Source organism: uncultured Formosa sp. (assembly GCF_947500765.1).
Taxonomy (GTDB): domain Bacteria; phylum Bacteroidota; class Bacteroidia; order Flavobacteriales; family Flavobacteriaceae; genus Formosa.
In genome coordinates, this window is sequence record NZ_CANMTH010000002.1 from 111,731 (window position 1) to 136,903 (window position 25,173).

The following is a 25,173-nucleotide window of genomic DNA, read 5'->3' on the forward strand; positions in this document are numbered from 1 at the left end:
TAATCTTAAACAGATTTATCTCAATTTTAAAGAGTCTAAACTGTGAAAGAAGAAATCTTTTTCGTCGTTCATAGACACAAATAAACCATTCGGATACTTTGGTCCTAAAGCTTCTGTTGTTACGTCGCAACCATCTGTTTCTAGCGTGCCTAGATTTAATGTTTTTACAAAACTATTGTCACCACGTTTAAAAATATTGAAAGTATGATCTTGTTGATCTGAGACTATTAAGAAACCATCTCCATTAGTATAGGTTGCAAGTGCAATACCTTCTATGTCGCGATTAAAAAGATCGCTTCCAAATATCGAGATTTGTTTATTTCCTTTGGCTGGATCGGCATAAAATTTACGAATACCTACACCTTCATCAGAATAATATACATGTCCCAAAGCATCATCTACAACTAGAGCTTCAATTTCTTTATTTCCGCTAAATGCACCAAACTTTCTAACCAGTTTTGCGGTTACCTTTCCTGCGTTTGGTTGTAACTTATATTGGTATAAATAATTTTCGATTGGTCCCTTTTTGCGTCCTACAATGGCGTAAACTTTGCCGTTTTCTGGATTTTTATATAGACTAATTCCCATTGGACGTCTTAATTCTAAATCGGTTTCGTCTTCAAAAACAGGGAATCCGCCATTATCTAAAGGCGTCATGTCTGGAATAGAATATAAACGTATTTGATGTTTTTCACGTTCCGTAAACATCATAATATCAATTTTAGTAGAGTCGTTTAAAGCAAAATCATATTCAATATCCACATTGTTAGGATAGCTTAAGTTGGTTATACTTTTATCTTTTATTATTTTTCCGTCTAAATCGAAAGCGTATACACCGCCATTTGTTTCATCTTTATCCGTTCCGAAAACTATACTTTGTTCCGGATTTTTTTTATTAACCCAAATGGCAGGATCGTCTGTGTCGTGAGGTGTTTTTTCTGTAACTAACGTTGGTTTAATCTCTGGTAAACTGTTTTTACAACCTGTTAAAGCTGCGGCTACTAAAATGCTAAATATATATTTTTTCATATCTTATTTTTTAAATAAATCGTATTTCAATCCAAAAGTAATTCGTGTTTTATAATATTCCATTTGCATGGTTCTAGAGCTCACGCCTTGGTAATAACGTAATGGTTGGTTTGTAATGTTATTAATATCTATATATAAACTTAGCTGTTTAGTTAGGTTTGCACGAGCATTAAGGTCTAAAAAGAACTGCTCGTCGTAATATCTGTCTTCGAATGCGCGACCTCCAATTTCATCAATATAATCATCAGAATAATTGGCAGATAAACGTAAGCTAAAGTGTTTGTTTGTATACCCCAGAGATCCGTTAAACATGTTTGGGGCAGTGTTAGGTAAATTTAAATCGTCACGCTCTTCTCCATCTTCATTTCTAATTCCAGAAGCATCAGATTTAAGATAAGTGTAGTTTAAATAGATATTTAAATTTTTTAAGAACCCAGGTAAGAAATTTAATTGACGTTGGAATGCTGCTTCAAAACCGAATAAATTAGCTTTGTCTCCGTTAAATGGTTGGTAAACTTCATAGCCGTCTGCGTTTTCATATTGAAATGTATAGATAAAATCTTCGATGTTTTTATAGAATACACCTCCAGAAAGTAATCCTACAGAAGAAAAATAGTGTTCAGCCATAATATCGAAGTTCATAGAGGTTGTAGGGTTTAAATCAACATTTCCTAATATTATTTCTTCATCTTCATTATTAATTTCTCTAAATGGTACAATGTCTACATAATTGGGTCTTGCAATAGTATTTGTCCATGCAAAACGTAAAACGGTATTATCTGTAACGTCGTATTTTACATGTAACCCAGGTAAAATATTGGTGTAATTGTTTTTGCTTGTAACAGGAGATGTTTCTAAATAATCTCCATCTGCATCAAAAATAATTTCATTCCCAGTTGCGTCTGCATTTGTGTGTTCTAAACGTATCCCAAAAAGAAAGCTTAATCTATCTGTAATGTTTTGGTCGGTCATAATATAACCTGCATATACGTTTTCTTTTACATCGTAATTTGCAGTCGCATATTCGTCGGGTTTATCTTCTGCTTCAAATAATTCACTGTTATAAAAATTTAAATTTCCTAAATATTCAGGTGTTCCAAAATATCCAATTTGGTATTGAGATCCTGCACTATAATCAGATCTTGTGTAATCTTTGGTAGCAATGTCTCCTAAAAATTCTAAGTCATTATTTTCAGGGCTGTATTCTGTAAAGTCGTTATTACGTGTTTTAGATTTTAATCTGGTTTTTGCACCAAATTTTAAAGTTCCGTTTTCTTTATCGAAAATATGAAGAGGCACTTCAAAATTTACTAATGCGTTAAAATCTTCTTCATCTGTGTATTGGTTTTCTTCAGATAATTCTCCTAATTCATAAAGGCTAAAATCAGCTTCATCTTGATTACTAGGTGTGAAATTTGGCTTTTTTGAATTGTTATTAAAGGTTATACCAAATTCATTTTCATATTCTAAATAACGTTCGTTTAAGCGTTCTTCAGAAGCTTTAGAGTAAGATGCCATCCAATCTACTTGTAAGTTGTTTATTAAATGTTCACCACCTATGCTGTAGTTTTGCATGCGTTGGTCTTCTAAACGTGTGTTTTTAGAACGATTGTTGTTAATACCTCCTTTAGTTTGGCGTTTTGCTTCAATTGGGAATGCTGTTAGATTTCCGTCTGCATCTACATTAAAATCTCCAATAGAGATGTCTTCACCATCAAGAATTTCTTGTTGTAAGCGGAATCTGTTTTCGCGATCGTCTCTCCAGTTGTATATAGATTTAAAGTAAAGCGTATTATTGCTGTTTAATTTGTAATCGAAATTTGCTGAAAAGCTACGACGAATACGTTGAATTTGGTATTCTCTAATTTCTGAAACGCTTGCATAAGGATTAACGACTACATTTTGCATAATATCATCTCCTTCACTATCTGTAAGACCCGTGTTGTATTCAAATTCGTCACTCCATTCTGCTTCAACATCATCAGATCCAAATTGAGTATCGTTATAAGATGCTGCAACTACCCATCCGAATTTGTTGTTTTTACTACGGTCTCCAACTAAGAACGCCCCGTTTAAAATACGTTTGTCGTTAATTAAATTAATACCAGAACCAGCTGTAGCAGAAAGTCTAAATCCTTGTGGAGATGTTCTTGTAATTAAGTTTACAGAGCCACCAATGGCATCGGCATCCATATTTGGAGTAACGGCTTTGTTAACTTCGATACTTTGAATCATATCAGACGGAATTAAATCCATTTGTACATTTCTATTATCGCCTTCTGCAGATGGAATTCGACTTCCGTTTAATGTTACCGAATTTAATTGTGGTGCTAAACCACGAACAATAATATTACGAGCTTCTCCTTGATCTACTTGCATAGTAATACCAGGAATACGTTTTACGGCATCGCCTATATTTGCATCTGGAAATTTACCAATTTGGTCTGTAGATACTATATTGGTAATGTTTTTTTTGTTTTTTTGAGTGTTAAGCGCTCTTGCCTGACTTCCAAAACCAAAAGATACAATCTGTACTTCGTCTAATTCTGTAGTTTGTTCTGCAAGTGTAATTCTTAAGTTTGTTGTTTGTTTAGGGGTAACAACGATTTGTTGACGATATTCTGTATACCCTAAATATTTTATAATTAGTGTATAGGTACCGGCTTCAACATTTACAAGTGTGAAGTTTCCGTTAAAATCTGATACAGCTCCTTTATTAAGTTCATTTATTAATACTGAAGCTCCAGGAATTGTGATCTTGTTTTCATCTGTGATGAGACCTTGAACTTGTCCAGTTTGGGCAAATGCACTAAAAGTTGTTGCGATTAGCATCATTAATGTAATCCAATTTTTCATGATTTTTTGTCAATTTTTGTTTGAGACAAATTTAGATGCAGAATAGATTTTCTATCTAAAGTAAGCGTTAACAAAATGTAATAAACAACCCGAATTTGCCTATATTCAAAAGCAACATTAACATTGGTATTACATGTAGGTAATAGTTTAGAAACATTGAATTTATAAATTGAGAATAAAGATTTGAAGGTCGTCTTTTGCGCTTATAGGAAGTTTTTTTCGAAGACGATAACGTGCAATACGTACACTATCAGGGGTTATTCGGAGTATTGCAGCGATTTCTTTAGATGATAAATTAAGTCTTAATAACATGCATAATCGTAGCTCAGAAGGCGATAATTCTTTTGTAACACTGTTTTTTAGGGTTTGAAAAAAATTTGGATGAATTTGCTCGAAAAAACCAATAAATTCTGTCCATTCTTGTTCCTGTGCTAAGTCAAAATCTATGTCTTTAATAAGGGTTTTAAGTTTCGATTTTATTAAAACGGTATTTCTATCTTTTAAATTTGTTAGTGTTCTAGAAATATCTGACAGCATTTTATTTTTATGAGATAAATGCAAACTGTAATTTGTAAGTGCCGATATTTTAAAATCAATTTCTCTTTGTAAGGCAGCTTCTTCGTTTGTCTTTTTTTCGAGATCGGATTGCAAAAGTCTATTTTTATAATCTTGAATTTTAGATTGTTGTTTTTTGCGTTTTCTAAAGTAAAGAAGCCAACCAATTAACATAAGAATAAGGAATGTACTAGATAGTAAAATAATGCGTTGCCTGACTTGATTTAATTCGTGTTGTTTATTAAGTAATTTTACTTCGGCTTCGCGTTCTTCTACTTCATAAAGGATTTGTAGGATACTAACTAATTCTGCGTTTTTATATTCACTTTCTTTAGCATTTAAATCTTTGTATTTAATCATGTAATTAAAAGCGGTTTTATGATCGCCTAAATCTGCATAATTTAAAGCTAAATCTTTAAAAGCAGCTTCTGTTTGATGTGTGTTTTCTTCAGTTTTAGCCATTTGGAGAGCTAATTGCGTGTATGGAAGCGCTTCATTTGCTTTTCCCATTTTTCGATTTGCATCTCCAAGATTATTAATAATATTTATTCTATTATTCGAGGGGATGTGAATAGCGTATTTATTGGCTTTTAGAAAATAATTTAAAGCACTATCAAACTGTCCTAAATCTTCGTAAATACTACCTATGTTTTCGTATGTAAAGGCTAAGCCTGTGCTGTCGGAAAGTTTTTCGAAAATGGCTAAACTTTTTTCTTGATTCTGTAGTGCTAACGTATAATTAGATTCTTTTTCGGCTACACTACCTAATAAGGCATAACTGGTTGCTTTTCCTTTTTCAAAATTAATTTGTTCTGTAATATTTAAACTTTTATTTAAATATTGTAATGCATTTTTATATTGCTTTAAAGACAGGTGTATGGCTCCAATTTTATTACTAATATAAACCGAAGTTGTGTCTGTTTGTGTATGACGTTCTAAAGCACTATGGTAATTTTTTATGGCTTCGTTTTCTATCCCTAAATGTTCGTAGAAATTTGCTAATTGAATATGATAATGAACAATTTCTGTATTGTTATTCGTGCTTTCAGCATGGTTTAATTGGTTTTTTAATTCTGTAAACACAGAATCTATTTTTTTTAGGTAGCTATATTTTTTTTCTTGAGCCTTAAGAAGAACTGTATTGAAAAGAAGACATAGAACTAGGGCTAAAGTTTTACTTGAGAAATAATTTTTAAGCTCATGAAAAAAGAAGGTAATTTTGTGTGTAATCATGGCCAAAATTAAAAAACGCAATGTTATTTAAATATTACTTTATCATCACCTTTTTGCTGTGTTTGTTGAAAATAAAAGCCCCTTTCCTGAGATAGAAAAGGGGCTTTTGTTTAAATATATATTCGAATTGAAATCTTACTTTTTAGGATGAACTAATTTCATTTCCTTAATTAAGCGTTCTGCACCAGCGTATTTGTCGATTATGAATAATACATAACGTACATCGACCATAATGTTTCTACAAATTTCTGGATCGTAATTCATGTCACTCATAGTGCCTTCCCAAACACGATCAAAATTTAAGCCTACTAGATTTCCTTCAGCATCAATAGCAGGACTTCCAGAGTTTCCTCCAGTAGTATGGTTTGTTCCTAAGAAACACACAGGAAGTTTTCCGTTTGCATCTGCGTAGCGTCCGTAGTCTTTAGAAGTATATAAGTCTTGAAGTTTTTGAGGAACATCAAACTCGTAATCGCCAGGTACATATTTTTCCATAACACCATCTAAATAAGACACCGGATTATAATATACCGCATCTCTAGGTTCGTAGCCGCGAACTTGTCCGTAAGTCACACGAAGCGTACTGTTAGCATCTGGATAATAACGTTCATTAGGAACAACCTCCATAAGAGCTTTCATATATTGAGTTTCTAGAGCATTAATTGCTGAGTTTTTTTCTTGGAAATCAGGCTCAATAGTTGTGTAGAAATCTTCAATAAATGGTTTTGCAAAGGCGTAAGCCGCATCTTTATTTAGTTTTTCAACCACTTCAATAGGAGTGCCCTCAAGTACAGCTAAAGCGCTATCTAAATTTGTAAATGCTGTATTATCGTAAATTGAAGCATTGACATTTTTAGTGTAGAACGGCATAATTGCTTTGAAAACACCTTTATCTACTTGTGTGTTAAAGTCTTTTAAAGTGCTCTTAATCCTGCCTTGCATGGCTTCTTTCGCTTTATTAAAAGTCGCTTCGTCTTTAGATGCGGCAGCTTCAAGCTGTGTTAATCTAAACATCATAGACATCAACTCGTTTGTTCTTATAAAAATTTCAACAAAATTATTACGCTTAATATCTACAGGAGCAAAAGCATTGTATTGTGTTTCAAGGTCTGGAAGAATGTGGCCGTATTCTTCTTCAAGTTTTTTTGCTTTTAAAGCTTCAGTAAACGTTACTTCTTCGGCTTTCTTTTTAGCGATGGCATTACTCTTTTTTATTCCAGTATTTTCGCCAATCCATTTTTTCCAATAGTTTGCAATTCGTGCTTGTTTAGAGGCATATTGAATACGAATTTCATCGCTTTCTTTCATTTTTGCATCTATCACTTTTAAAGCCGCTTCACGAATAGCAATGTTGCTTGGGTTTAATTGCTCTGTAATTTCTTTAATAGCAACTGCAGGTAAATATTCTTCTGTAGTTCCAGGGAAACCAAAAACTAAAGTGAAATCTCCTTCGCTAATTCCGTCTAAAGAGACTGGTAAAAAGTGTTTTGGTTTGTAAGGTTTGTTGTCTTTAGAATATTCTGCCGGACGATTGTTTTTATCGGCATAAATTCTGAAAATTGAAAAGTCTCCAGTGTGTCTAGGCCACACCCAGTTGTCTGTGTCAGATCCAAATTTTCCAATACTTGTAGGAGGTGCTCCAACTAAACGAATATCGTTAAAACGTTCGGTAACAAATAAGAAATATTGATTGCCTTTAAAGAATGATTTTATCTTCGTGTTTTGCCAATCTTCTTTTTTTGTAGCGGCCTGAATTCGGTTACTATTTCCATCTGTTTTAGCTTGTTTTTCTTTAGCTGTCATATCTTTAGTAACCCCTTCAAGAACTTGTGCAGTTACATCTTCAATACGTACAATGAATTCAACATAGAGTCCGTTGTTAGGTAGTTCTTCATCAAAAGATTTAGCCCAAAATCCGTCTTTTAAATAGTCGTTTTCTAAAGATGAATGTGACTGAATCTGACTGTATCCGCAGTGATGATTGGTTAATAATAAACCTTGTTTAGAGATGACTTCACTCGTACAGCCTCCATTAAAATGCCCAATAGCATCTTTTAAACTAGAATGATTAACATCGTAAATATCATCTGCAGAAAGTTTACTTCCTAAAGATTGCATGTCGTCTTCGTTCATGCCTTGTAAAAGCGAAGGAATCCACATACCTCCTTGTTGTGCACTGACTTGAAGTGTTAAAAAAAGGAGTAGAATTTTGAATAATTTCATGAGTTTGTTTTTAGTTCCTGCAAAGATAAAAAAGCAAATATATATGTACACTTTTAGTTGTGTATTTACGTCTTATTATAGTTCGATTTTTAAAGGATATAAATAATTAAAATTAGTATAAGAATCAAATTTATAGACAAATACATTGAATTTTAGTAAATTAGTAATCCCAATTCTTATTTATATGAAACAAAAACTACTATTTACAGTTGCTTTTTCATTGTTTTTTATAATTGCAATAAATGCTCAAAAAATTGAGTATAAAGGCAATGTTTATGAAGTAAAAGGAAACTCCATTTTATTAAGAGGTTACAATGTAACTGAAAGCTTAACGTTAGACGATCAGCGAAATATTCGTAATAAATATGAAGCTAATGAAAAAGCCTTTCGCGAAGCTAAAAAAAAGAATAAAACCAAAGACAAGGCAGAAGCTAAAGCAGCACGTAAGCAGTCTAAGAAAGAAAAGAAGGCTAAAAACGAAGCTAAAGAAAAGAAGAAATTTTTAATATTTTAATGACAAATCAATTACAAATAGCGTTAATTCAGACTGAGTTAATATGGGAATCGCCAAAAGCAAATCGTGATAATATAAAAGATATTGTGGAGTCTATTTCAGACAAGATAGATATTATAGTACTTCCTGAAATGTTTACTACAGGATTTACTATGAATGCACCTAAATGTGCTGAAACCATTACAGGGAATTCTGTCGCTTGGATGCAACAATTAGCAGCCTATAAAAATGCTGCTGTTATGGGAAGTCTTATTATAACTGAAGCTAACAAATATTACAACCAATTAGTGTTTGTATATCCTAATGGAGATATAAAGTCTTATAAAAAAAGACATACGTTTACATTGGCAGGAGAAGATGCCGTTTATACAGCCGGAATAGAACGTGTAATAATTGATTATAAAGGGTGGTCGCTTTGCCCTTTAGTGTGCTACGATTTACGCTTTCCTGTTTGGGCGAGGTATAATAACGATTACGATGTGTTGCTTTATGTTGCTAATTGGCCTAAAACACGAATTACTGCTTGGGATAGCTTGTTGCAAGCACGTGCTATAGAAAACATGAGTTATTGTGTTGGTGTTAACCGTGTGGGTACAGATGCAAAAGGCCATGAATATTCAGGCCATTCTGCAGTCTATAATCCTTTGGGAGAAACCATATCGGCTTTCGTAGAAAACGAAATAGGCTATCGTATTGTTGCTTTAAATAGAGATGAGGTATTAAATACCCGAAATAAATTTAAGTTTCTAAATGATAGAGATGTTTTTATTTTAGAATAAATTCATATTCAGAATCCCATCCTACACGTACTTCTATAAGTTCTGGATAATAGCTAATGCGTTCTGGTTGTATTTTTTTTAAGTAATTACCTGTATCGTATTTTTTGTTACCGTTTTCATCGTAAATCACACGAAGATAATATTTACCAGTTTTTAAGTAATTGAAATCTATTGGCTCTGGCTCTGTACTATATATTTCGTTTATGACGTCCCCTTTTTCGGTTGTTAATTGTACAATGACTGGATATTGTGCATTTTTAAGAATAATACGCGCATTAGGATAATCGTCGTAAGCCTTTGTTTGCATTACATATTGTAATGTGTCGTTTTTATTGTCGAAGAAATCTGTAATTGCTTCTGGTAAAAATTGTAAACGATATTTAGAGTTTTCTTTCTTATCAAAGAAAAAGGTAACATTGTTGTTAAGCGTATCCATTTTTGTGGTGTACGGAACTACAGTAGAATCTTTATCAATAAGTGAAATTTGAGAAGGGTTTAAAGATTTAAAAGGAGTAGAAGCCGATAATATAAAATTGTCTTTAAAATTAATTTGTCCTGAAGGCTCGCCTTTTATAATTAAGGAGTCTTGAAGTTTATCTGTAATCTTTACATCAAACGTATCTATTACCGTGTTTTTGTAGCTTACTTTAAAACGAAGCGAATCGGTTTCTAATTTTGGTCTATACCAATACATTAAAGAATCTGCTTCTTTATCTTTTATTATAGCATGTTCAAAGTCTGAAGGTGTTTGAGTTAACACATCAATTTTCATGTTTTTATAATCTCCTTCAAATCCAAACGCTATTTTTCCTTTAGAAAGTAAGCGTGGTTTATACGACTTAAAGTCTAAATCTTCTTTAAATAAAGTTAAGTGATAAATAGAATCTGTAGGAAGTTCTATAAATGTTTTATTAAATGCTATTTTATCAGTTTTTTGCTGAAAAATATAATCTTGACTTTCATCTTTCATCGCAGTTAAAAGATACTTTCCAGCTTTTAGATTTTGCAAAACAAATGTGGTAATACTGTCTAAAGTATTGGTTACATATTTTGGTTTTTCTTTATATATAATAGAATCTGTAAAAGTAGAATCTACTTCGTATAAGGCTACGGTAACAAAATTATCAGGTTTCTTAGAAGTGGCATCTAGAATAACACCTGCAACAGTTAGGGAGTCTATATAAGATCCTGTAGAGAATACATATTTATAATACGGAAACGGATTTCCTTCATTATTATCTACTATGCTACTTCCAAAATTAAAAGCATAAGTCGTGTTAGGGGCAAGGGTGTCGTATATTTTTATAGTAATAGTTTTACTCGCTGTTCCTAAAGGTGTAATTTCAGGAGTCGTATTCATTGGTGGCGAAATAATAAGCTGCTTACTTAAATCGTTAATTTTAATGTACTCATCAAAATAGATTTTAATTTCTTTTTTATTAAAATTTATCGAGAAATTTTCGGGTACAGATTTTAGAATTTTTGGAGGGGTTACATCTTTTTCTCCACCAGTAGGAGTTCCTCTATTGGCACAGTTTGCGATACATAAACACAAGACACTTATGAACAAAAAATTTGAAAGCGTTTTACTCATTTCTACTTTAAAGTTTACACAAAGAAACAACTTATTTAGCAGTAACAAAAAACAGTTTAAGCAATTGCCATTGCTGCTATGCTTATTTTAACATTTTTACCTCGCAAAAGTAAGGTTGCACACGCTTCCATTGTGGCTCCCGTGGTAATAATATCATCTACAAGTAAAATGTGTTTGTTGCTTATTTTATTTAAAGATTGTACACTGAAAATGGTGTCAGAGTTTGTCCATCTGCTTAGTCTGTTTTTAGTTACTTGCGAGTTTGCATTGGTAACTTTTATTAACACATTATCCATATATTCGGCATCTAGCGCCTTTGCTAATTGTTGTCCAAATTTTGCGACTTGATTATATCCTCGTTTTTTGAGTTTCTTTTTATGAAGCGGAACAGGAATTACAATATCAATAGTTTTATAAACATCTAAAGTTTGTAAATCTCCGCCAAGCCAATCGCCTAAAAAGGTACCAATGGGTTCTTTTCCTTTATACTTTAACTGATGAATGAGTTTTTGTGTCATCCCTTTTTTTTCGAAACGAAAAAGAGCTGTAGCTTGTTCAGTTTTTACTCTTCCGTAGAAAATTTTAGAAACACTAGCGTCGTTATTAAAATGAAATTGAGTTACAGGCAAGCGGTGTCTGCAGTCTGTGCACAGCGTTTGTTCTCCATCTGCTAAAATATTCTGACAGATGTAACACACTTTGGGGAAGAAAATATTAAATAACGCTTCAAGCATAAGACCTAAAACTTATAAATTACAAAAAAAACGTAATACTTTGAAAAAAAGATACGTGTAGTTTTCTAGCGTTTTATATTTTTGTAGCATGGCAAATCAAGATGATCAATTTAAGAAGGTAATTTCACATGCAAAGGAATACGGTTATGTGTTCCAGAGTAGTGAGATTTACGACGGTTTAAGTGCAGTATACGATTACGCACAAAACGGTGTGGAATTAAAGAAAAATATACGCGACTATTGGTGGAAAGCCATGGTGCAAATGCATGAAAATATTGTAGGTATAGATGCCGCAATTTTTATGCATCCAACCACTTGGAAAGCTTCCGGGCATATCGATGCCTTTAACGATCCGTTAATCGATAATAAAGATTCAAAAAAGCGCTATAGAGCAGATGTTTTAATTGAAGACTATTGTGCTAAAATAGAGAATAAAATAGATAAAGAAGTTGCTAAAGCAGCAAAACGTTTTGGTGATGACTTTAATAAAGAAGAATTTTTAAGTACTAATGGACGTGTAGTTGGGTACAAAGAAAAAATAGACAATATTTTAGCACGTATGGGGAAATCTTTAGAAAATGAAGATTTAGCCGATGTTAAAGCACTTATAGATGAATTAGAAATTGCAGATCCGCTTACAGGGTCTAAAAATTGGACAGAAGTTAAGCAGTTTAATTTGATGTTTGGTACAAAAATAGGAGCTTCTGCAGATACTGCAATGGACTTATATTTAAGACCAGAGACAGCTCAAGGTATTTTTGTGAATTTTTTAAACGTTCAGAAAAGTGGACGAATGAAGATTCCTTTTGGAATTGCACAGACAGGAAAAGCATTTAGAAACGAGATTGTTGCAAGACAGTTTATTTTTCGTATGCGTGAATTTGAACAAATGGAAATGCAATTTTTTGTAAAACCAGGAACTCAAAAAGAATGGTACGAGCAATGGAAAGAAACACGTTTAAAATGGCATTTATCATTAGGAATGGGGGAAGAAAATTACCGTTTTCACGATCATGATAAATTAGCACATTATGCAGATGCAGCAGCAGATATAGAGTTTAAATTTCCTTTCGGATTTAAAGAATTAGAAGGAATACATTCTCGTACAGATTTCGATTTAAGTCAGCACGAAAAATTTTCTGGTAAGAAACTACAATATTTCGATCACGAAGAAAACAAAAGCTATGTGCCTTACGTTGTAGAAACCTCTATTGGTTTAGATCGTATGTTTTTAGCTGTATTCTCGAATTCTTTAGTTGAGGAAGAATTAGAAAACAATACAACGCGTACAGTTTTAAAATTACCAGCAGTTTTAGCGCCAGTTAAAGCGGCCATTTTACCATTGGTTAAAAAGGACGGTTTACCAGAAGTTGCAAGAAAAATTGTTGAAGATTTAAAATGGGATTTCAATGTGGTTTACGATGAAAAAGATGCTGTTGGAAGACGTTACCGAAGACAAGATGCAAACGGAACACCGTTTTGTATTACTGTAGATCACGATACTTTAGAAGATAATATGGTAACTATTCGCCATAGAGATACTATGGAACAAACTCGTGTTAAAATTGAAGACCTTCGTAATATTATTAAACAAGAAGTAGATGTACGTACTTGGTTAATGAAAATGTAACAGGTAGTTTACACATAATTAAAAATCCTTAAGTTTTTTACTTAAGGATTTTTTGTTTTTAGAAGATTAATTTTTCTTCAAAAAGTACGGTTTTCCCGCAACTTGAAATAATAAATTTTACTTAAATTTACGGTATAAAATGTAGATAACCAGTCTTATTAATAAATGAATTAAATTTGTTGTGGTTAATTTTACAATTTTCAAATCTACTGAACCTATAAGCCTAAGCATTAAAATGTTTAGGCTTTATTTTTATTTTAAAAATAGGCTTTTAATTGTACTGTCCCTGTGTGAATGGTATTACTTGTCTCTGTTTTACGACCATAATACGAGAGGTTTAAATCTAAAAATTTAGTTATTTTTTTCTGTATTAAAAGCGTCCAAGTAAAGTTTTTACCAGGTTGTAAACCTTCTAACATTTCGTATGCTACAGGCGTGGTTGAATCTCCAGAATAGGTGTTCGAGAAATAATTAAATTCACCACTTATGGCAGATTGCTGAAGATTAGAAATAGAAAAAGATGTGCCATATTTTTGTTGTTCTAGAGTTTCAAAACTATCAATAGTATTCTCTTTATTGGTAAATTGATAAAAGATATCAAACCGTGTGTTTTCGTTAAATAAATAGGTTAATTTCGGGTTAAACTGCGTTTCATCTATATTATAATTTTTACTCACATAATTCTCGCTAATACTTTCTGTTGTACTTAAACTACTTAAAAGTGTAACGAGCCAACTTTGTGCAATTTTGTGATTAAAATTTAATTGATGGCTGTCTATGTTATTTTGAGTGTAACCAATAGAAGAAACACTACGTACCTTGTTTGTTAAGAATGTATAAGAGGTTGTGTAATGTTGTTTTCCGCGATTAAAATAAAGTACATTTCTAACATTTAATTGTAAACCTACCTGGTTTTTTTGATTGGTTTTAAATGGATTGATTTGAAAATTATTACCATCACGTTCTGTTTTACTATCTATTAAATATGATGTTTGATTGTAGAATTTTGAGAGTAAAGATTTAAAACCTAGCTCAGAATTTACCCATTGTTGAGGGTTTAAAGTTAATGTTTGGCTAAATCTATTTTGGTGTGTTTTTAGATACACTTGGTTAGGTAAAGATACACGTAAATAGATACCTTCATCTTCAAATTGTGCCAATTCAAACTCTTCTAATTCTTGTATGCCATCTGCGTTATAATCAATCCAAGTATAAGAACCTTGTCCAGCTTCAACTTCAACATAAGTGTATTCTTGTTCTGCTAGAGTACCAGAATTGGTTTCAAAAATAGTATTCCATTGTACCATTTGTTTAAAGAAGCCTTGGTTGTAAATAAGGCGAGAGTTTAAAGAGTTTTCATTCTCTTGATCTACATTGTCTAACGTTCTGTAATTTACATAAAGCGATAGATTTGTACTTGTGTTTTGAATTAATCTAGAATCTAAATAATAGGTTTTAGATGTGTTTACATGTTGTAAGTTATTATCTCTTATGCTGTCGTTTACACGGTATTTAAAACCTACTTCTGCAAACAAATTTAAACTATCTCCAATTCCTGTAAATACTTCGTAGCTTTTAAATTTCTGACTGTCTTCCAGATAAGAATCTGTGGTTTTGTCTTTTTGCTGATTATCTTCTAAAGCTATTTTTGTTCCAATCCAACCTTTTGTAAAGCTGTAAGTTATTGTGTTAGAAGAGCGTAAGAATGTTGAGGTATCTGTGTCCGATTTAGAATCTAAATAACTAGAATTAGAGGAGAAGTAAAACTTGTTTAATTGAAGAAATCCTGTTGCAATGTGCCTATTTCCATTAAAATTATTTTGAAAACTTAAATGCTCAAATTGATATTTAAATAAGGCTTTTCCTGCTAATCGTAATTCAAGCCCACTAGTTAATAATGTTTGGTCACCTATCGTGTTATCAATATTCCAGTCTCGATCAAATTCTGTATTGTAAATATACTCTATAGATTCAAAATTCTGTTGAATGTAATCTAAGTCGGTTGTAACATCTAGAGTCCAAAGATCTTTCTGTTTAATTATATTTTGACTGATTTTTAATTTTCCTGCAAAGCCGTTATTATCGTCATCATCTAAATCAGAAAATAAGTTTAAATCGTTTATACTTCCTGCTCCTTCAAAATAAATATTCGTTTTAGAAGATGGTTTGTACGTTCCGTTTATTATTGCCATTTGTAATTTAGAAGGAGAAACAAGTTGTGTAATTGGGGCATAACTACCTTGAGAAATCCCGTTTATTGGAGCGACATATTCATAAATATCATTAATTGCGTTTATGCTACTTAATACATAATCGCCATAATTATCGTCTACAGCGCTAAAGGTAACACTATAAAGATCGTCATCCGGATCGTTAGAAAACACATAAACATCAACACCGTTAATATTTTCTTTTTTGTACAAAATTTGATTATCGCTAAAGGTTTCTGGTGTTTCTGAAGCTACAATCATTTTGGTAGTATCGTCTCCCGCTTCAGATAAAATGGCTACTTGATCTGTAGATAAGTTTTGTTGAATGGGGCTGTTTTTAGAATCGCTTTCAGAATACACAGAAATGCCAATATCAAACTTATCACTTTGGTAGCGACTACCACCATAGCCAATAATTCTAGAATAATCAAGTTCGCTATATTGAAAATCTACGGTAACTCGCATTTCTGAAGTTACAGGGTAAGTCGAATTAAATATTACTTCACCAGCATTATAATCAATAATATAATCATTGTTTTCACCACGCTCTAAGGCAATGCCATTTACATAAACTGTTTCGCTACCAGATACTATAAGTACATAAAGTTCGTCATTCGGACCATCTAGTTTATAAGGCCCCTGATTACCTTCTTCTGCTGTAAATGTACTCTGTGTAAACTGTCCACTAACCACTGCACCTGCAGCATAAACATTAGTTTTAGAATGGTCATGATTAATTGTTGCATTTAAAGATAAACCTTGAACACGCTTACTAAAATTAGCAAAATAAGTACTTGTGTTTTCTAAATCTACATCTCCTGCTCTAATATTCCAATTGTCACTAAAAATTTCAATAAATACTTGATCAAATTCATCTAAACGTTGGGAGTAACCGCTTTCTTGTAAAGGTATATTTGCGTCTTGAATAGAGGCGCGCAAAGATATTTTATCATTCAGTTTACCTGTAATTTGTAAGTCTAGCTCACTGTTTAATACCGAGTTTTGGTTACTTCCAACTGTAACACCTCTAGAAATGCTTCCTGAAGTTGTTAGCCCGTCAAAAGGGATGTAGTTTGTCGTGCGTTTAGATTGTGATAGTTTGTATAATTTTTGTTGATTATTGGTGTTAGATAGAATAATGTTTTCATCTAACAATTTATACGTTTTTGTTAAAAAATTGGGGTATTTTAAATAAGAAACTAGAATGGAATCAGTATCAATTGGTTGTTTAAATGTTAATAATGCTTTAGGGAAATTAATCGAGTATAAGCTCGTGTCAATACTTGTGTTTGCGGTTGTTTTTATAGTAAACCAACTCGGGTTAATACTTACACTGTCTATAATAATAGAGTCTTTAATAGCCAGTTTTTTTGTTTTGTAATTAGAGTTTGGCTCTTGCGAAAAGACACAAAGGCTAAAACAAAAACAAATAAAGGCGATTATAAATTTCATGTAGTATTTAAACAGTGTAGCGTTTAAAATATTTTACTCATTAAGAGTGTTTTAAAGGCTTCGATTTTTACATCGAAATAAGATTATTGTCTAATAAAAAGGTATTAAGAGTTTCCTTTAAGGTTATTCATGTTGCTTTCTGTTAAAAGGTCATTAAATTAATAGTGTAAAAGTAACGTATTATTTATTTTAGCTGAAATTCTATAAAAAAATAAGCACATCAAGTTTACTAAACGCATATTGTTTGTAAATATTGAATAGATTGTGCAATAAAATAGCAAAAATGAAGATAATTTCTTACAACGTAAATGGTATTCGTGCCGCCTTAAAAAAAGGATTCATAGATTGGTTAAAAAGTGCAAATCCAGATGTTATTTGTTTGCAGGAAATTAAGGCTAATGAAGATCAATTAGATCTCGATATTTTTGCTGAAGCAGGATATCCTTACAATTATTGGTATAGTGCTCAGAAAAAAGGATATAGTGGTGTTGCAATTTTAAGTAAAACAAAACCGAATCATATCGAATTTGGCACGGGAATTGAAACAATGGATTTTGAAGGGCGTAATATTAGAGCAGACTTTGATGGTGTTTCTGTTATGAGTTTGTATTTGCCTTCGGGAACAAATATTGCACGATTAGAACATAAGTTTGAATACATGGCCATGTTTCAGGATTATATCACAGAACTAAAGAAAGACATTCCTAATTTAGTTATTTGTGGCGACTATAATATTTGTCATGAGGCTATAGATATTCACGATCCTGTAAGAAATAAAAATGTATCTGGGTTTTTACCTGTAGAGCGCGAGTGGATTGGTGCATTTATGGATAGCGGATTTATAGATTCGTTTCGGTTTTTTAATAAAGAACCAGATCATTACAGTTGGTGGAGCTATCGTGCTAATGCTAGAAATAATAATAAAGGTTGGCGTATAGATTATTGTTTGGTCGCGAATCCCTTAGAAGATCGTTTAAAACGTGCTGTGATTTTACCCGAAGCAAAACATAGCGATCACTGTCCTGTTTTAGTAGAGATTGCTTAACATATTTAAATAACTTTTAATTTGATTAATATGAATTGTAAATTAGTAATATCGGCATTATCTATTGTTGTTGCAACATCTTGTGTAGCTCCTGGAGTTTACAAAGATTTAGAAGCTAGACATGAGGTTTTAAAGCAGGAAAATAAATCTTTAATGGATGAAAATTCAGAGTTGTCTGATCAGAAAATGCAATTAGAATCCGAATTAGATGTACTTAATAAGAATTATAAAGAAACAGTTGCTCAGCGAGATAAGCTTCAGAACGAATACAATGCATTAAAATCTAATTACGATAATTTACAATCATCTTACGATGCTTTAGAGAAAAATAGTTCAGCGTCTATTGCGAAAAATGTGCAACAAAACAGAGAGTTGTTGGCGCAATTAGAAGCTAAAGAACAAGCATTAGCAGCAGAGAATACCAGATTAGAAGAGTTGAAGAAAGAATTACAATCGCGCTCACAACGTGTAGCAGAATTAGAACGTGTAATAGCTCAGAAAGATGCCAGTATGCATGCTTTAAAAGATGCAATATCTAGAGCCTTAACAGATTTTGAAGGTAAAGGGTTAACTGTAGAGCAACGTAATGGTAAAGTCTATATTTCTATGGAAAATAAATTACTATTTGGTTCAGGAAGTTGGGCAGTAGGTACAGAAGGTCGTCGTGCAGTGAATCAATTAGGAACTGTGTTGTCTAAAAATCCAGATATTGCTGTTTTAATAGAAGGACATACAGACGATGTGCCTTATAAAGGTACAGGGCAATTGTCAGGAAACTGGGATTTATCTACAAAACGGGCTACTGCAATCGTAAATATTTTAAGAGAGAATAGTAATATAAATCCAGAAAATTTAACAGCAGCTGGACGCGGAGAATTTGCTCCAATCGCCTCAAATACAACTGCCGAAGGTCGTGCTAAAAACCGTAGAATAGAAGTGATATTAACTCCTAAGTTAGATGAGATTTCTAAACTTTTAAACGAAATTTAATACGGCTTTTTATCATATAATTTAAGATACAAACCGCTAAATGTATTTAGTAATTTATACTAATTCAAAATACATTTAGCGGTTCTTTTTTTTATTAACGTAGAAATTAACTTTAACTTAGTAGCTTAAGTTAATTCTACATTTTTAAAAGGTATGAAGCATTTGTTTTGGGTGGTTTGTTTAGTTGTACTTACAGGTTGTAATTCTAAAACTAAACAATCAGATTATGTTGCGATAGAAGATTTTAAATCAGAACATAAAGATGGTTTTGTTGGAGATTCACAATGTATGGCATGCCATAAAGGTGTATATGATAACTGGACAGGATCTGATCATGATTTAGCAATGCAAGTTGCAAATGATTCTACTATTTTAGGAGATTTTAATGATGTGAAAACGGTTATAGATGGTGTGTCTTATCATTTTACAAAGGCAGATGATAAATTTATGGTTCACGTTAAAGAAATTGACGATAGCGAAGTAGATTATGAAATAAGTTATGCATTTGGAGTAAGACCACTTCAGCAATATTTAATAGATTTTGATAAAGGGAAAAAACAAGTACTGCGTGTCACTTGGGATTCCGAAAAAAATGTTTGGTTTCATCAATATCACGGAGATGAAATCGATCCGCACGATTGGCTGCATTGGACAGAAACAGCTCAGAACTGGAACACCATGTGTGCAGAGTGTCACTCTACTAACTTAGAAAAAGATTACGATGTAGAAACCGATTCTTACAATACAACGTATTCCATTATTAACGTAAGTTGCGAAAGCTGTCATGGTCCCGCAGAGCGTCATGTATTTTGGGCAGAACACATTCAAGATAGTACACATACCGAAAATACTTATATTATCCCGGGTAATTCTCAATTAAGCCAAATGAATATGTGTGCACCTTGTCATGCAAGACGGTCTCGATTAACCGAAAAAATGATTCCAGGAACGGCTTTTGAAGATCAATATATGCTTCAAAATATTTCTTCAGAATTCTATCATGGAGATGGTCAAATAGAAGATGAAGATTATGTATATGGTTCTTTTCTTCAAAGCAAAATGTATCACGATGGTGTTAAGTGTTCAGATTGTCACGATCCTCATACTTTAAAAGTAAAGTTTCAGGACAATAGGTTGTGTCTGCAATGTCATGCACCAAGTTACGACCAGCCTTCACATCATTTTCATACTCAAGACACTAATGAAGCTAAATGTATAAATTGTCACATGACAGGAGCAGTATATATGGGTAACGATTTTAGACGTGATCATAGTTTTAGAGTGCCACGTCCAGACCAAAGTGTAGAATATGGTACACCAAATGCATGTACACAATGTCACCAAGATAAATCTGATGAATGGGCCGCAGATCAAGTGGTAGACTGGTATGGTCCAGATAGATTAGATCATTTTTCAGACGATTTATTAATTAGTAATAAGTCGAATATAAACGATCAAGAACGTGCCAGATTAGATCAATTTATAAACAACTTAAACTATCCTGCAATTGCACGATCTACAGTTATTGGAAATTTAGAGATTACAAATAATGCACAATTTGAAGCGGTTTTAAAAAGTTTAGAAGATCCTTCTGCAATGGTACGTTATAATGCGCTTCAAAAATTTAGAGGCTTAAGTCCACAAGATCGAGTCGCTTTAGCGTCTAAACTTTTAAGTGATAGTACGCGTTTAGTTAGAATAGGAGCTGTACAATTGTTAACAGGTATCGATACAGAAACATTAGCCTCTGTAAATCAATCGGCTTTAAGTAAGGCAAGACATGAATTAGAAACGATGATGTTTACTAATGCCGATTTTTCGACTGGAAGATTACAATTAGGAGATTATTACCTTCAGAATAATGATTTAGATAATGCTATAAAAAATTACGAATTAGCGTTAAAGAAAGATAGTTTATTATTACCTGTGTATTCAAATTTAGCAACGTCTTACAGTTTAAAAGGAGATTCTAATTCCGCTTTAAGTACTTTAAATTTATGGATGAAAAAAGCGCCTAACCAAGGTCGAGCATATTATTTAAGAGCGCTTTTATATTTTGAATTAAAACAGAACAATTTGGCTGTGTCTGATTTGAAAACAGCTATTAAGATTGATCCAACAGATACAAGATCAATGTATAATTTGTCAACATTCTATTATCAAAATAAACAATGGTCTAATGCCGAAACTATAATTTTGAAGGCATTAAAACTTCAAGCTAGTAACCCAGATTATCAATATCTATTGGCTTTAATTTATCGCGATCAAGGAAAAATAGAAGCGAGTAGTAAAATTATGCAAGCCTTACAAGCTGCTAGCCAAAACAATCAATAAAAGCACATTTTACAAAATGAAATATACTACATTACCACATACAGATATTAAAGTAAGTAAAATCTGTTTGGGAACTATGACTTTTGGAAATCAAAATACCCAAGAAGAAGGTTTTAAACAAATGGATTATGCCGTAGAACAAGGTGTTAATTTTTTTGATACAGCTGAAATGTATCCGGTGCCAGCACAAAAAGAAACCTATGCAGAAACGGAACGAATTATTGGAAAATGGCTAAAAAAATCGGGTAAGCGTGGTACAATTGTTTTAGCATCTAAAATAGCAGGTCCAGGCGATTATACAGCACATATTAGAACTAATGGGTTTTCTCCTGAAGCAATTGAAAATGCTATAGAGCAAAGCTTAAAACGCTTGCAAACCGATTATCTAGATGTATTTCAGTTGCACTGGCCAGAACGACAATCTAATTTTTTTGGGACACGCGATTATAAGCATAATCCAGATGATGCTTGGATAGATAATTTTAATGAAGTTTTAAGTAGTTTAGATAAAGCTATTAAAGCAGGAAAGATTCGTAATATTGGTATTTCTAACGAAAAAGCTTGGGGTGCGATGCGTTATATAGAAGAATCTAAATACAACAATAAACCACGAATGATAACCATTCAAAATGCGTATTCTTTAATAAATAGGGGATTTGAAAGTGACTTAGCAGAAATTGCTATGCGAGAAGGTTTAGGCTTATTAGCGTACTCGCCAATGGCTTTTGGGGTGTTGTCTGGTAAATATATAGAAGGACTTGCGGGAGACAATTCTAGGTTAAATTTATACCCGCGTTTTTCACGTTACAGTAGTGTAAATTGTACAAAAGCAACCACACAATATTTAAAAATAGCATCAGATTATGGTTTAAGTTTAGCACAAATGTCTTTAGCGTTTGTAACTCAACAACCTTTTGTGACTAGTAATATTATTGGAGCTTCTAAAATGGAGCAATTAAAAGAGAATATTGATAGTATTCATGTAAATTTAAGTGACGATATTATAGCCGAAATTAATAAAGTACATGAAGAAATTCCTAACCCCGCTACATAAGAAGGAGTTCGTTTTAATATGTTTTAAAATTTAATTTGTAATGAAAATTACACAGAAAAGAGGTTCTAAAAAAAAAGAATTCGAGCTTGTGAATGAGACCGAATTAATTATTAAAGAAACAGGGTTTTTAAGTTCTAAACAATGGACTATTGATATTGAATCTATTGGGCATCAAAAATTTATACAAACATATTCCAGAAATGGATTGAAAATTGTAGGAAGCTGCTTTGTTTTAATTGCAATTATATGTTTGGTAACGTTTTTTGTTGAAATGAATTCTAACCCAGAATTAGATGTGTTAATTTGGGGCAGTTTATTCTTTTTTTTATTAGGGTTTACGTGTTTTAAAGCACCTCTCAATAATGTGTTAATTTTAAATGGAGGCTATGCTTCTCTAACGTTTTATTTAGACTCTCCTTCTCGTGAAAAGGTGGGGAAATTTGTAGATAAATTAATAAAATTGTCTAAAGAACGGATAAGAGAAAAATATTCAAGAATTGATTTAGACTTACCAGAAGATACATTCATGAATCAATTAAACTGGTTATTGAACACCAAAATTATTACTCAAGTAGAATACGACCAGAAGAAGACTGATTATAAGATCTCTAAATTAATTAAATAATTTAAGATTAAAAAAGTGTATCTTTTTATTTTAATAATAGAATATAAAAAAAGCCTTACTTTATTCAAGTAAGGCTTTTTTATTAGTTGATTTGATTACCATCTTTATCAAAAAAGTGGTATTCTAGATATGTGTAAGCATCTCTGGGTAATATTTTTACCCATTTTTTGTGTTCAACAAACCATTTTGAACGAATTGATGGAATGCCTTTTGTTAAGAAGGCCGCTATAAAAGGATGTGTGTTTAAAACCACCTTTTTATAGTCTTTTTTTAATAGTCGCTCAAGCTCTTGCGTTATTTTTTGTACCAATATTATTGGTGCTTCAACTTCTTCGCCTTTTACTCCGTTAGGATTATCTTCACGGGTTTTTATGTTCATTTCTGGGCGAACACGCTGTCTTGTAATTTGTATCAATCCAAATTTACTTGGAGGTAATATTTTGTGTTTCGCTCTATCATCCTTCATTTCATCACGAAGGTAATTGAATAGCGTTTTTCTGTTTTCAGCATTAGTCATGTCAATAAAATCGACAACTATAATTCCTCCCATATCGCGTAGACGAAGCTGTCTAGCTATCTCTTGGGCAGCAATCATATTAACTTCCAGTGCTGTGTCTTCTTGAGAATTGGCTTTGTTAGAGCGGTTACCGCTGTTAACATCTACAACGTGAAGGGCTTCGGTATGTTCTACTACCAAGTAGGCGCCTTTTGCCATAGAAACCGTTTTTCCAAACGACGTTTTAATTTGTCTTTCTACTCCAAATTTTTCAAAAATAGGAACATTAGACTGATACAATTTAACTATTGATTCTTTGTTAGGTGCAATAAGTTGCACGTAATCTTTAATTTGGTGATAAAGTTCTTCATCATCTACCTGTATACTTGTAAAAGTATCATTAAATATATCTCGTAAAATAGACGAGGCTTTATTTAATTCTCCTAAAACTTTACTAGGGTGATGTGCTTTGTTAAGTTTCTTACACATTGCAGTCCAACGACCAAGCAAATTTTGTAAGTCTTTATCTAATTCGGCAACTTTTTTGCCTTCTGCTACTGTACGTACAATAATACCAAAACCTGGAGGCGTAATGCTTTTTACCAGACGTTTTAGGCGATCTTTTTCTTCTTTGTCTTCAATTTTTTGAGAAATTGAAATGCGATCAGAAAAAGGAACAAGAACAATATATCTACCTGCTATAGAAAGCTCAGAGCTTATTCTAGGGCCTTTTGTAGAAATAGGTTCTTTTACAATTTGTACGAGTAGGGATTGATTTGATTTAAGGACGTCTATGACGCTTCCATTCTTATCAATCTCTTTTTCAAACGGAAAATCTTTTAAAAAGAAATCGTTTAGTTTACCTGTGCTTACACGTTTTGTGAATTTTAAAAGTGAAGGGAGCTTCGGACCTAAATCGTGATAATGTAAAAAGGCATCTTTTTCGTAGCCAACATTTACAAAAGCAGCATTTAGTCCAGGAACAGTTTTTCTTATTTTGGCGATAAACACGTCGCCAACGGAAAAGTTGTTACCTCCTTCGTCTTTATGTAATTCAATAAGTTTTCCATCTTTTAATAAGGCAAAATCAACATGTTGGGGACCAGATCTTACGATCAATTCTTTATCCATTTCGTTAATTTATATCCATACTATTAAGTTTATAGCCTTAAGTTAATAGTTAGAAAGTAAAACTTAAAAACTATTAACCTTTAACTAATAACCAAACTGTACAGATGGATTATACATTATTTTTTCACAGGATTTAATCTGTGGAGTTTCCTTTTTTTGCGAAAGGTATATCGCGGGGGAACTCATGTCAAAGAACAATTTGATAAAAACCAAAAAAGTAGTTATAAAACTACTTTTTGGGATTATTTTTTCTTTTTGTGACGGTTAGCACGAGCACGTTTCTTACGCTTGTGCGTCGCTACCTTATGTCTTTTACGTTTCTTACCACTTGGCATAGATCTGTTTTTTTTTAGGTTAATATTTAGTTTTTTGTTATTCTTTAACGTCTACATTGGTTTTTACACCTTCTACAAATACTTTTGCAGGTTTAAATGCAGGAATGTTGTGTGCAGGAATTTTAATAGTAGTGTTTTTAGAAATGTTTCTACCAGTTTTTTCCGCTCGAGTTTTGATTATAAAACTACCAAAACCTCTTAAATATACGTTATCACCAGCTTCTAAAGATGTCTTAACTTCTTCCATGAATGTCTCCACAGTTGCTTGAACGTCACCTTTTTCAATTCCTAATTTCTCAGAAATTTTCGCCACTAAATCAGCCTTAGTCATTATTTATTATGTTTAAAGTTATC

At 32.4% G+C, this 25,173-nt stretch carries 17 protein-coding genes; 8 read left to right on the forward strand and 9 right to left on the reverse strand.

Features of this window, described 5'->3' with window-relative positions:
- Positions 1-15 precede the first annotated feature (15 nt).
- From Q1B05_RS03585 to Q1B05_RS03600, 4 genes are all read right to left on the reverse strand, one after another.
- Entirely contained in the window at positions 16-1,029 is a 1,014-nt protein-coding gene (locus tag Q1B05_RS03585) for a phytase (protein WP_299777664.1), read from the reverse strand.
- 3 nt (positions 1,030-1,032) lie between these two features.
- Positions 1,033-3,885, reverse strand: a complete 2,853-nt coding sequence (locus tag Q1B05_RS03590) for a TonB-dependent receptor (RefSeq protein ID WP_299777666.1) — start codon at positions 3,883-3,885, stop codon at positions 1,033-1,035.
- A gap of 162 nt (positions 3,886-4,047) precedes the next feature.
- Positions 4,048-5,673, reverse strand: coding sequence for a tetratricopeptide repeat protein (locus tag Q1B05_RS03595; RefSeq protein WP_299777668.1), 1,626 nt, complete (start codon positions 5,671-5,673; stop codon positions 4,048-4,050).
- A 135-nt stretch (positions 5,674-5,808) separates the two neighbouring features.
- Positions 5,809-7,896 carry a S46 family peptidase gene (locus Q1B05_RS03600; RefSeq protein ID WP_299777670.1) on the reverse strand — a complete coding sequence of 696 codons (2,088 nt, stop codon included), beginning with the start codon at positions 7,894-7,896 and terminating at the stop codon, positions 5,809-5,811.
- Positions 7,897-8,080: 184 nt separating this feature from the next.
- On the opposite strand from Q1B05_RS03600, the gene Q1B05_RS03605 reads away from it, so the two are divergent.
- Positions 8,081-8,410 carry a hypothetical protein gene (locus Q1B05_RS03605; protein ID WP_299777672.1) on the forward strand — a complete coding sequence of 110 codons (330 nt, stop codon included), beginning with the start codon at positions 8,081-8,083 and terminating at the stop codon, positions 8,408-8,410.
- Entirely contained in the window at positions 8,410-9,189 is a 780-nt protein-coding gene (locus Q1B05_RS03610) for an amidohydrolase (protein WP_299777674.1), read from the forward strand. Before Q1B05_RS03605 ends, Q1B05_RS03610 begins: the two co-directional genes overlap by 1 nt.
- Here the strand turns inward: Q1B05_RS03610 and Q1B05_RS03615 are convergent.
- Both Q1B05_RS03615 and Q1B05_RS03620 read right to left on the reverse strand, forming a co-directional pair.
- Positions 9,176-10,783, reverse strand: a complete 1,608-nt coding sequence (locus Q1B05_RS03615; RefSeq protein ID WP_299777676.1) for an Ig-like domain-containing protein — start codon at positions 10,781-10,783, stop codon at positions 9,176-9,178. The genes Q1B05_RS03610 and Q1B05_RS03615 overlap by 14 nt on opposite strands.
- Positions 10,784-10,839: 56 nt before the next feature.
- Positions 10,840-11,517 carry a ComF family protein gene (locus Q1B05_RS03620; RefSeq protein ID WP_299777678.1) on the reverse strand — a complete coding sequence of 226 codons (678 nt, stop codon included), beginning with the start codon at positions 11,515-11,517 and terminating at the stop codon, positions 10,840-10,842.
- 88 nt (positions 11,518-11,605) lie between these two features.
- On the opposite strand from Q1B05_RS03620, the gene Q1B05_RS03625 reads away from it, so the two are divergent.
- Positions 11,606-13,147 carry a glycine--tRNA ligase gene (locus Q1B05_RS03625; protein ID WP_299777680.1) on the forward strand — a complete coding sequence of 514 codons (1,542 nt, stop codon included), beginning with the start codon at positions 11,606-11,608 and terminating at the stop codon, positions 13,145-13,147.
- 257 nt (positions 13,148-13,404) lie between these two features.
- Here the strand turns inward: Q1B05_RS03625 and Q1B05_RS03630 are convergent, their stop codons facing one another.
- The gene (locus tag Q1B05_RS03630; protein ID WP_299777682.1) at positions 13,405-16,809 is read right to left on the reverse strand and encodes a hypothetical protein; all 3,405 of its coding nucleotides are present in this window, start codon (positions 16,807-16,809) and stop codon (positions 13,405-13,407) included.
- A gap of 283 nt (positions 16,810-17,092) precedes the next feature.
- Here Q1B05_RS03630 and Q1B05_RS03635 point away from each other — a divergent pair, with 283 nt between their 5' ends.
- From Q1B05_RS03635 to Q1B05_RS03655, 5 genes are all read left to right on the forward strand, one after another.
- A complete protein-coding gene (locus tag Q1B05_RS03635; RefSeq protein ID WP_299777684.1) occupies positions 17,093-17,854 on the forward strand; it encodes an exodeoxyribonuclease III in 762 nt (253 codons plus the stop codon).
- Positions 17,855-17,884: 30 nt separating this feature from the next.
- Positions 17,885-18,844 carry an OmpA family protein gene (locus Q1B05_RS03640; RefSeq protein WP_299777685.1) on the forward strand — a complete coding sequence of 320 codons (960 nt, stop codon included), beginning with the start codon at positions 17,885-17,887 and terminating at the stop codon, positions 18,842-18,844.
- A gap of 153 nt (positions 18,845-18,997) precedes the next feature.
- Complete coding sequence (locus Q1B05_RS03645; RefSeq protein WP_299777687.1) at positions 18,998-21,178, forward strand: multiheme c-type cytochrome; 2,181 nt, start codon at positions 18,998-19,000, stop codon at positions 21,176-21,178.
- A gap of 16 nt (positions 21,179-21,194) precedes the next feature.
- Positions 21,195-22,232 carry an aldo/keto reductase gene (locus Q1B05_RS03650; protein ID WP_299777689.1) on the forward strand — a complete coding sequence of 346 codons (1,038 nt, stop codon included), beginning with the start codon at positions 21,195-21,197 and terminating at the stop codon, positions 22,230-22,232.
- Positions 22,233-22,272: 40 nt separating this feature from the next.
- Complete coding sequence (locus tag Q1B05_RS03655) at positions 22,273-22,857, forward strand: hypothetical protein (protein ID WP_299777691.1); 585 nt, start codon at positions 22,273-22,275, stop codon at positions 22,855-22,857.
- A gap of 82 nt (positions 22,858-22,939) precedes the next feature.
- Here the strand turns inward: Q1B05_RS03655 and Q1B05_RS03660 are convergent, their stop codons facing one another.
- Both Q1B05_RS03660 and Q1B05_RS03665 read right to left on the reverse strand, forming a co-directional pair.
- Entirely contained in the window at positions 22,940-24,484 is a 1,545-nt protein-coding gene (locus Q1B05_RS03660; protein WP_299777693.1) for a ribonuclease E/G, read from the reverse strand.
- Positions 24,485-24,856: 372 nt separating this feature from the next.
- The gene (locus Q1B05_RS03665; protein ID WP_038532346.1) at positions 24,857-25,150 is read right to left on the reverse strand and encodes an HU family DNA-binding protein; all 294 of its coding nucleotides are present in this window, start codon (positions 25,148-25,150) and stop codon (positions 24,857-24,859) included.
- Positions 25,151-25,173: the final 23 nt, after the last annotated feature.

Bases quoted from the DNA above. Each gene is read 5' to 3' on its own strand.
- Q1B05_RS03585 (WP_299777664.1), bottom strand. From the start codon at position 1,029: ATGAAAAAATATATATTTAGCATTTTAGTAGCCGCAGCTTTAACAGGT.
- Q1B05_RS03590 (WP_299777666.1), bottom strand. From the start codon at position 3,885: ATGAAAAATTGGATTACATTAATGATGCTAATCGCAACAACTTTTAGT.
- Q1B05_RS03595 (WP_299777668.1), bottom strand. From the start codon at position 5,673: ATGATTACACACAAAATTACCTTCTTTTTTCATGAGCTTAAAAATTAT.
- Q1B05_RS03600 (WP_299777670.1), bottom strand. From the start codon at position 7,896: ATGAAATTATTCAAAATTCTACTCCTTTTTTTAACACTTCAAGTCAGT.
- Q1B05_RS03605 (WP_299777672.1), top strand. From the start codon at position 8,081: ATGAAACAAAAACTACTATTTACAGTTGCTTTTTCATTGTTTTTTATA.
- Q1B05_RS03610 (WP_299777674.1), top strand. From the start codon at position 8,410: ATGACAAATCAATTACAAATAGCGTTAATTCAGACTGAGTTAATATGG.
- Q1B05_RS03615 (WP_299777676.1), bottom strand. From the start codon at position 10,783: ATGAGTAAAACGCTTTCAAATTTTTTGTTCATAAGTGTCTTGTGTTTA.
- Q1B05_RS03620 (WP_299777678.1), bottom strand. From the start codon at position 11,517: ATGCTTGAAGCGTTATTTAATATTTTCTTCCCCAAAGTGTGTTACATC.
- Q1B05_RS03625 (WP_299777680.1), top strand. From the start codon at position 11,606: ATGGCAAATCAAGATGATCAATTTAAGAAGGTAATTTCACATGCAAAG.
- Q1B05_RS03630 (WP_299777682.1), bottom strand. From the start codon at position 16,809: ATGAAATTTATAATCGCCTTTATTTGTTTTTGTTTTAGCCTTTGTGTC.
- Q1B05_RS03635 (WP_299777684.1), top strand. From the start codon at position 17,093: ATGAAGATAATTTCTTACAACGTAAATGGTATTCGTGCCGCCTTAAAA.
- Q1B05_RS03640 (WP_299777685.1), top strand. From the start codon at position 17,885: ATGAATTGTAAATTAGTAATATCGGCATTATCTATTGTTGTTGCAACA.
- Q1B05_RS03645 (WP_299777687.1), top strand. From the start codon at position 18,998: ATGAAGCATTTGTTTTGGGTGGTTTGTTTAGTTGTACTTACAGGTTGT.
- Q1B05_RS03650 (WP_299777689.1), top strand. From the start codon at position 21,195: ATGAAATATACTACATTACCACATACAGATATTAAAGTAAGTAAAATC.
- Q1B05_RS03655 (WP_299777691.1), top strand. From the start codon at position 22,273: ATGAAAATTACACAGAAAAGAGGTTCTAAAAAAAAAGAATTCGAGCTT.
- Q1B05_RS03660 (WP_299777693.1), bottom strand. From the start codon at position 24,484: ATGGATAAAGAATTGATCGTAAGATCTGGTCCCCAACATGTTGATTTT.
- Q1B05_RS03665 (WP_038532346.1), bottom strand. From the start codon at position 25,150: ATGACTAAGGCTGATTTAGTGGCGAAAATTTCTGAGAAATTAGGAATT.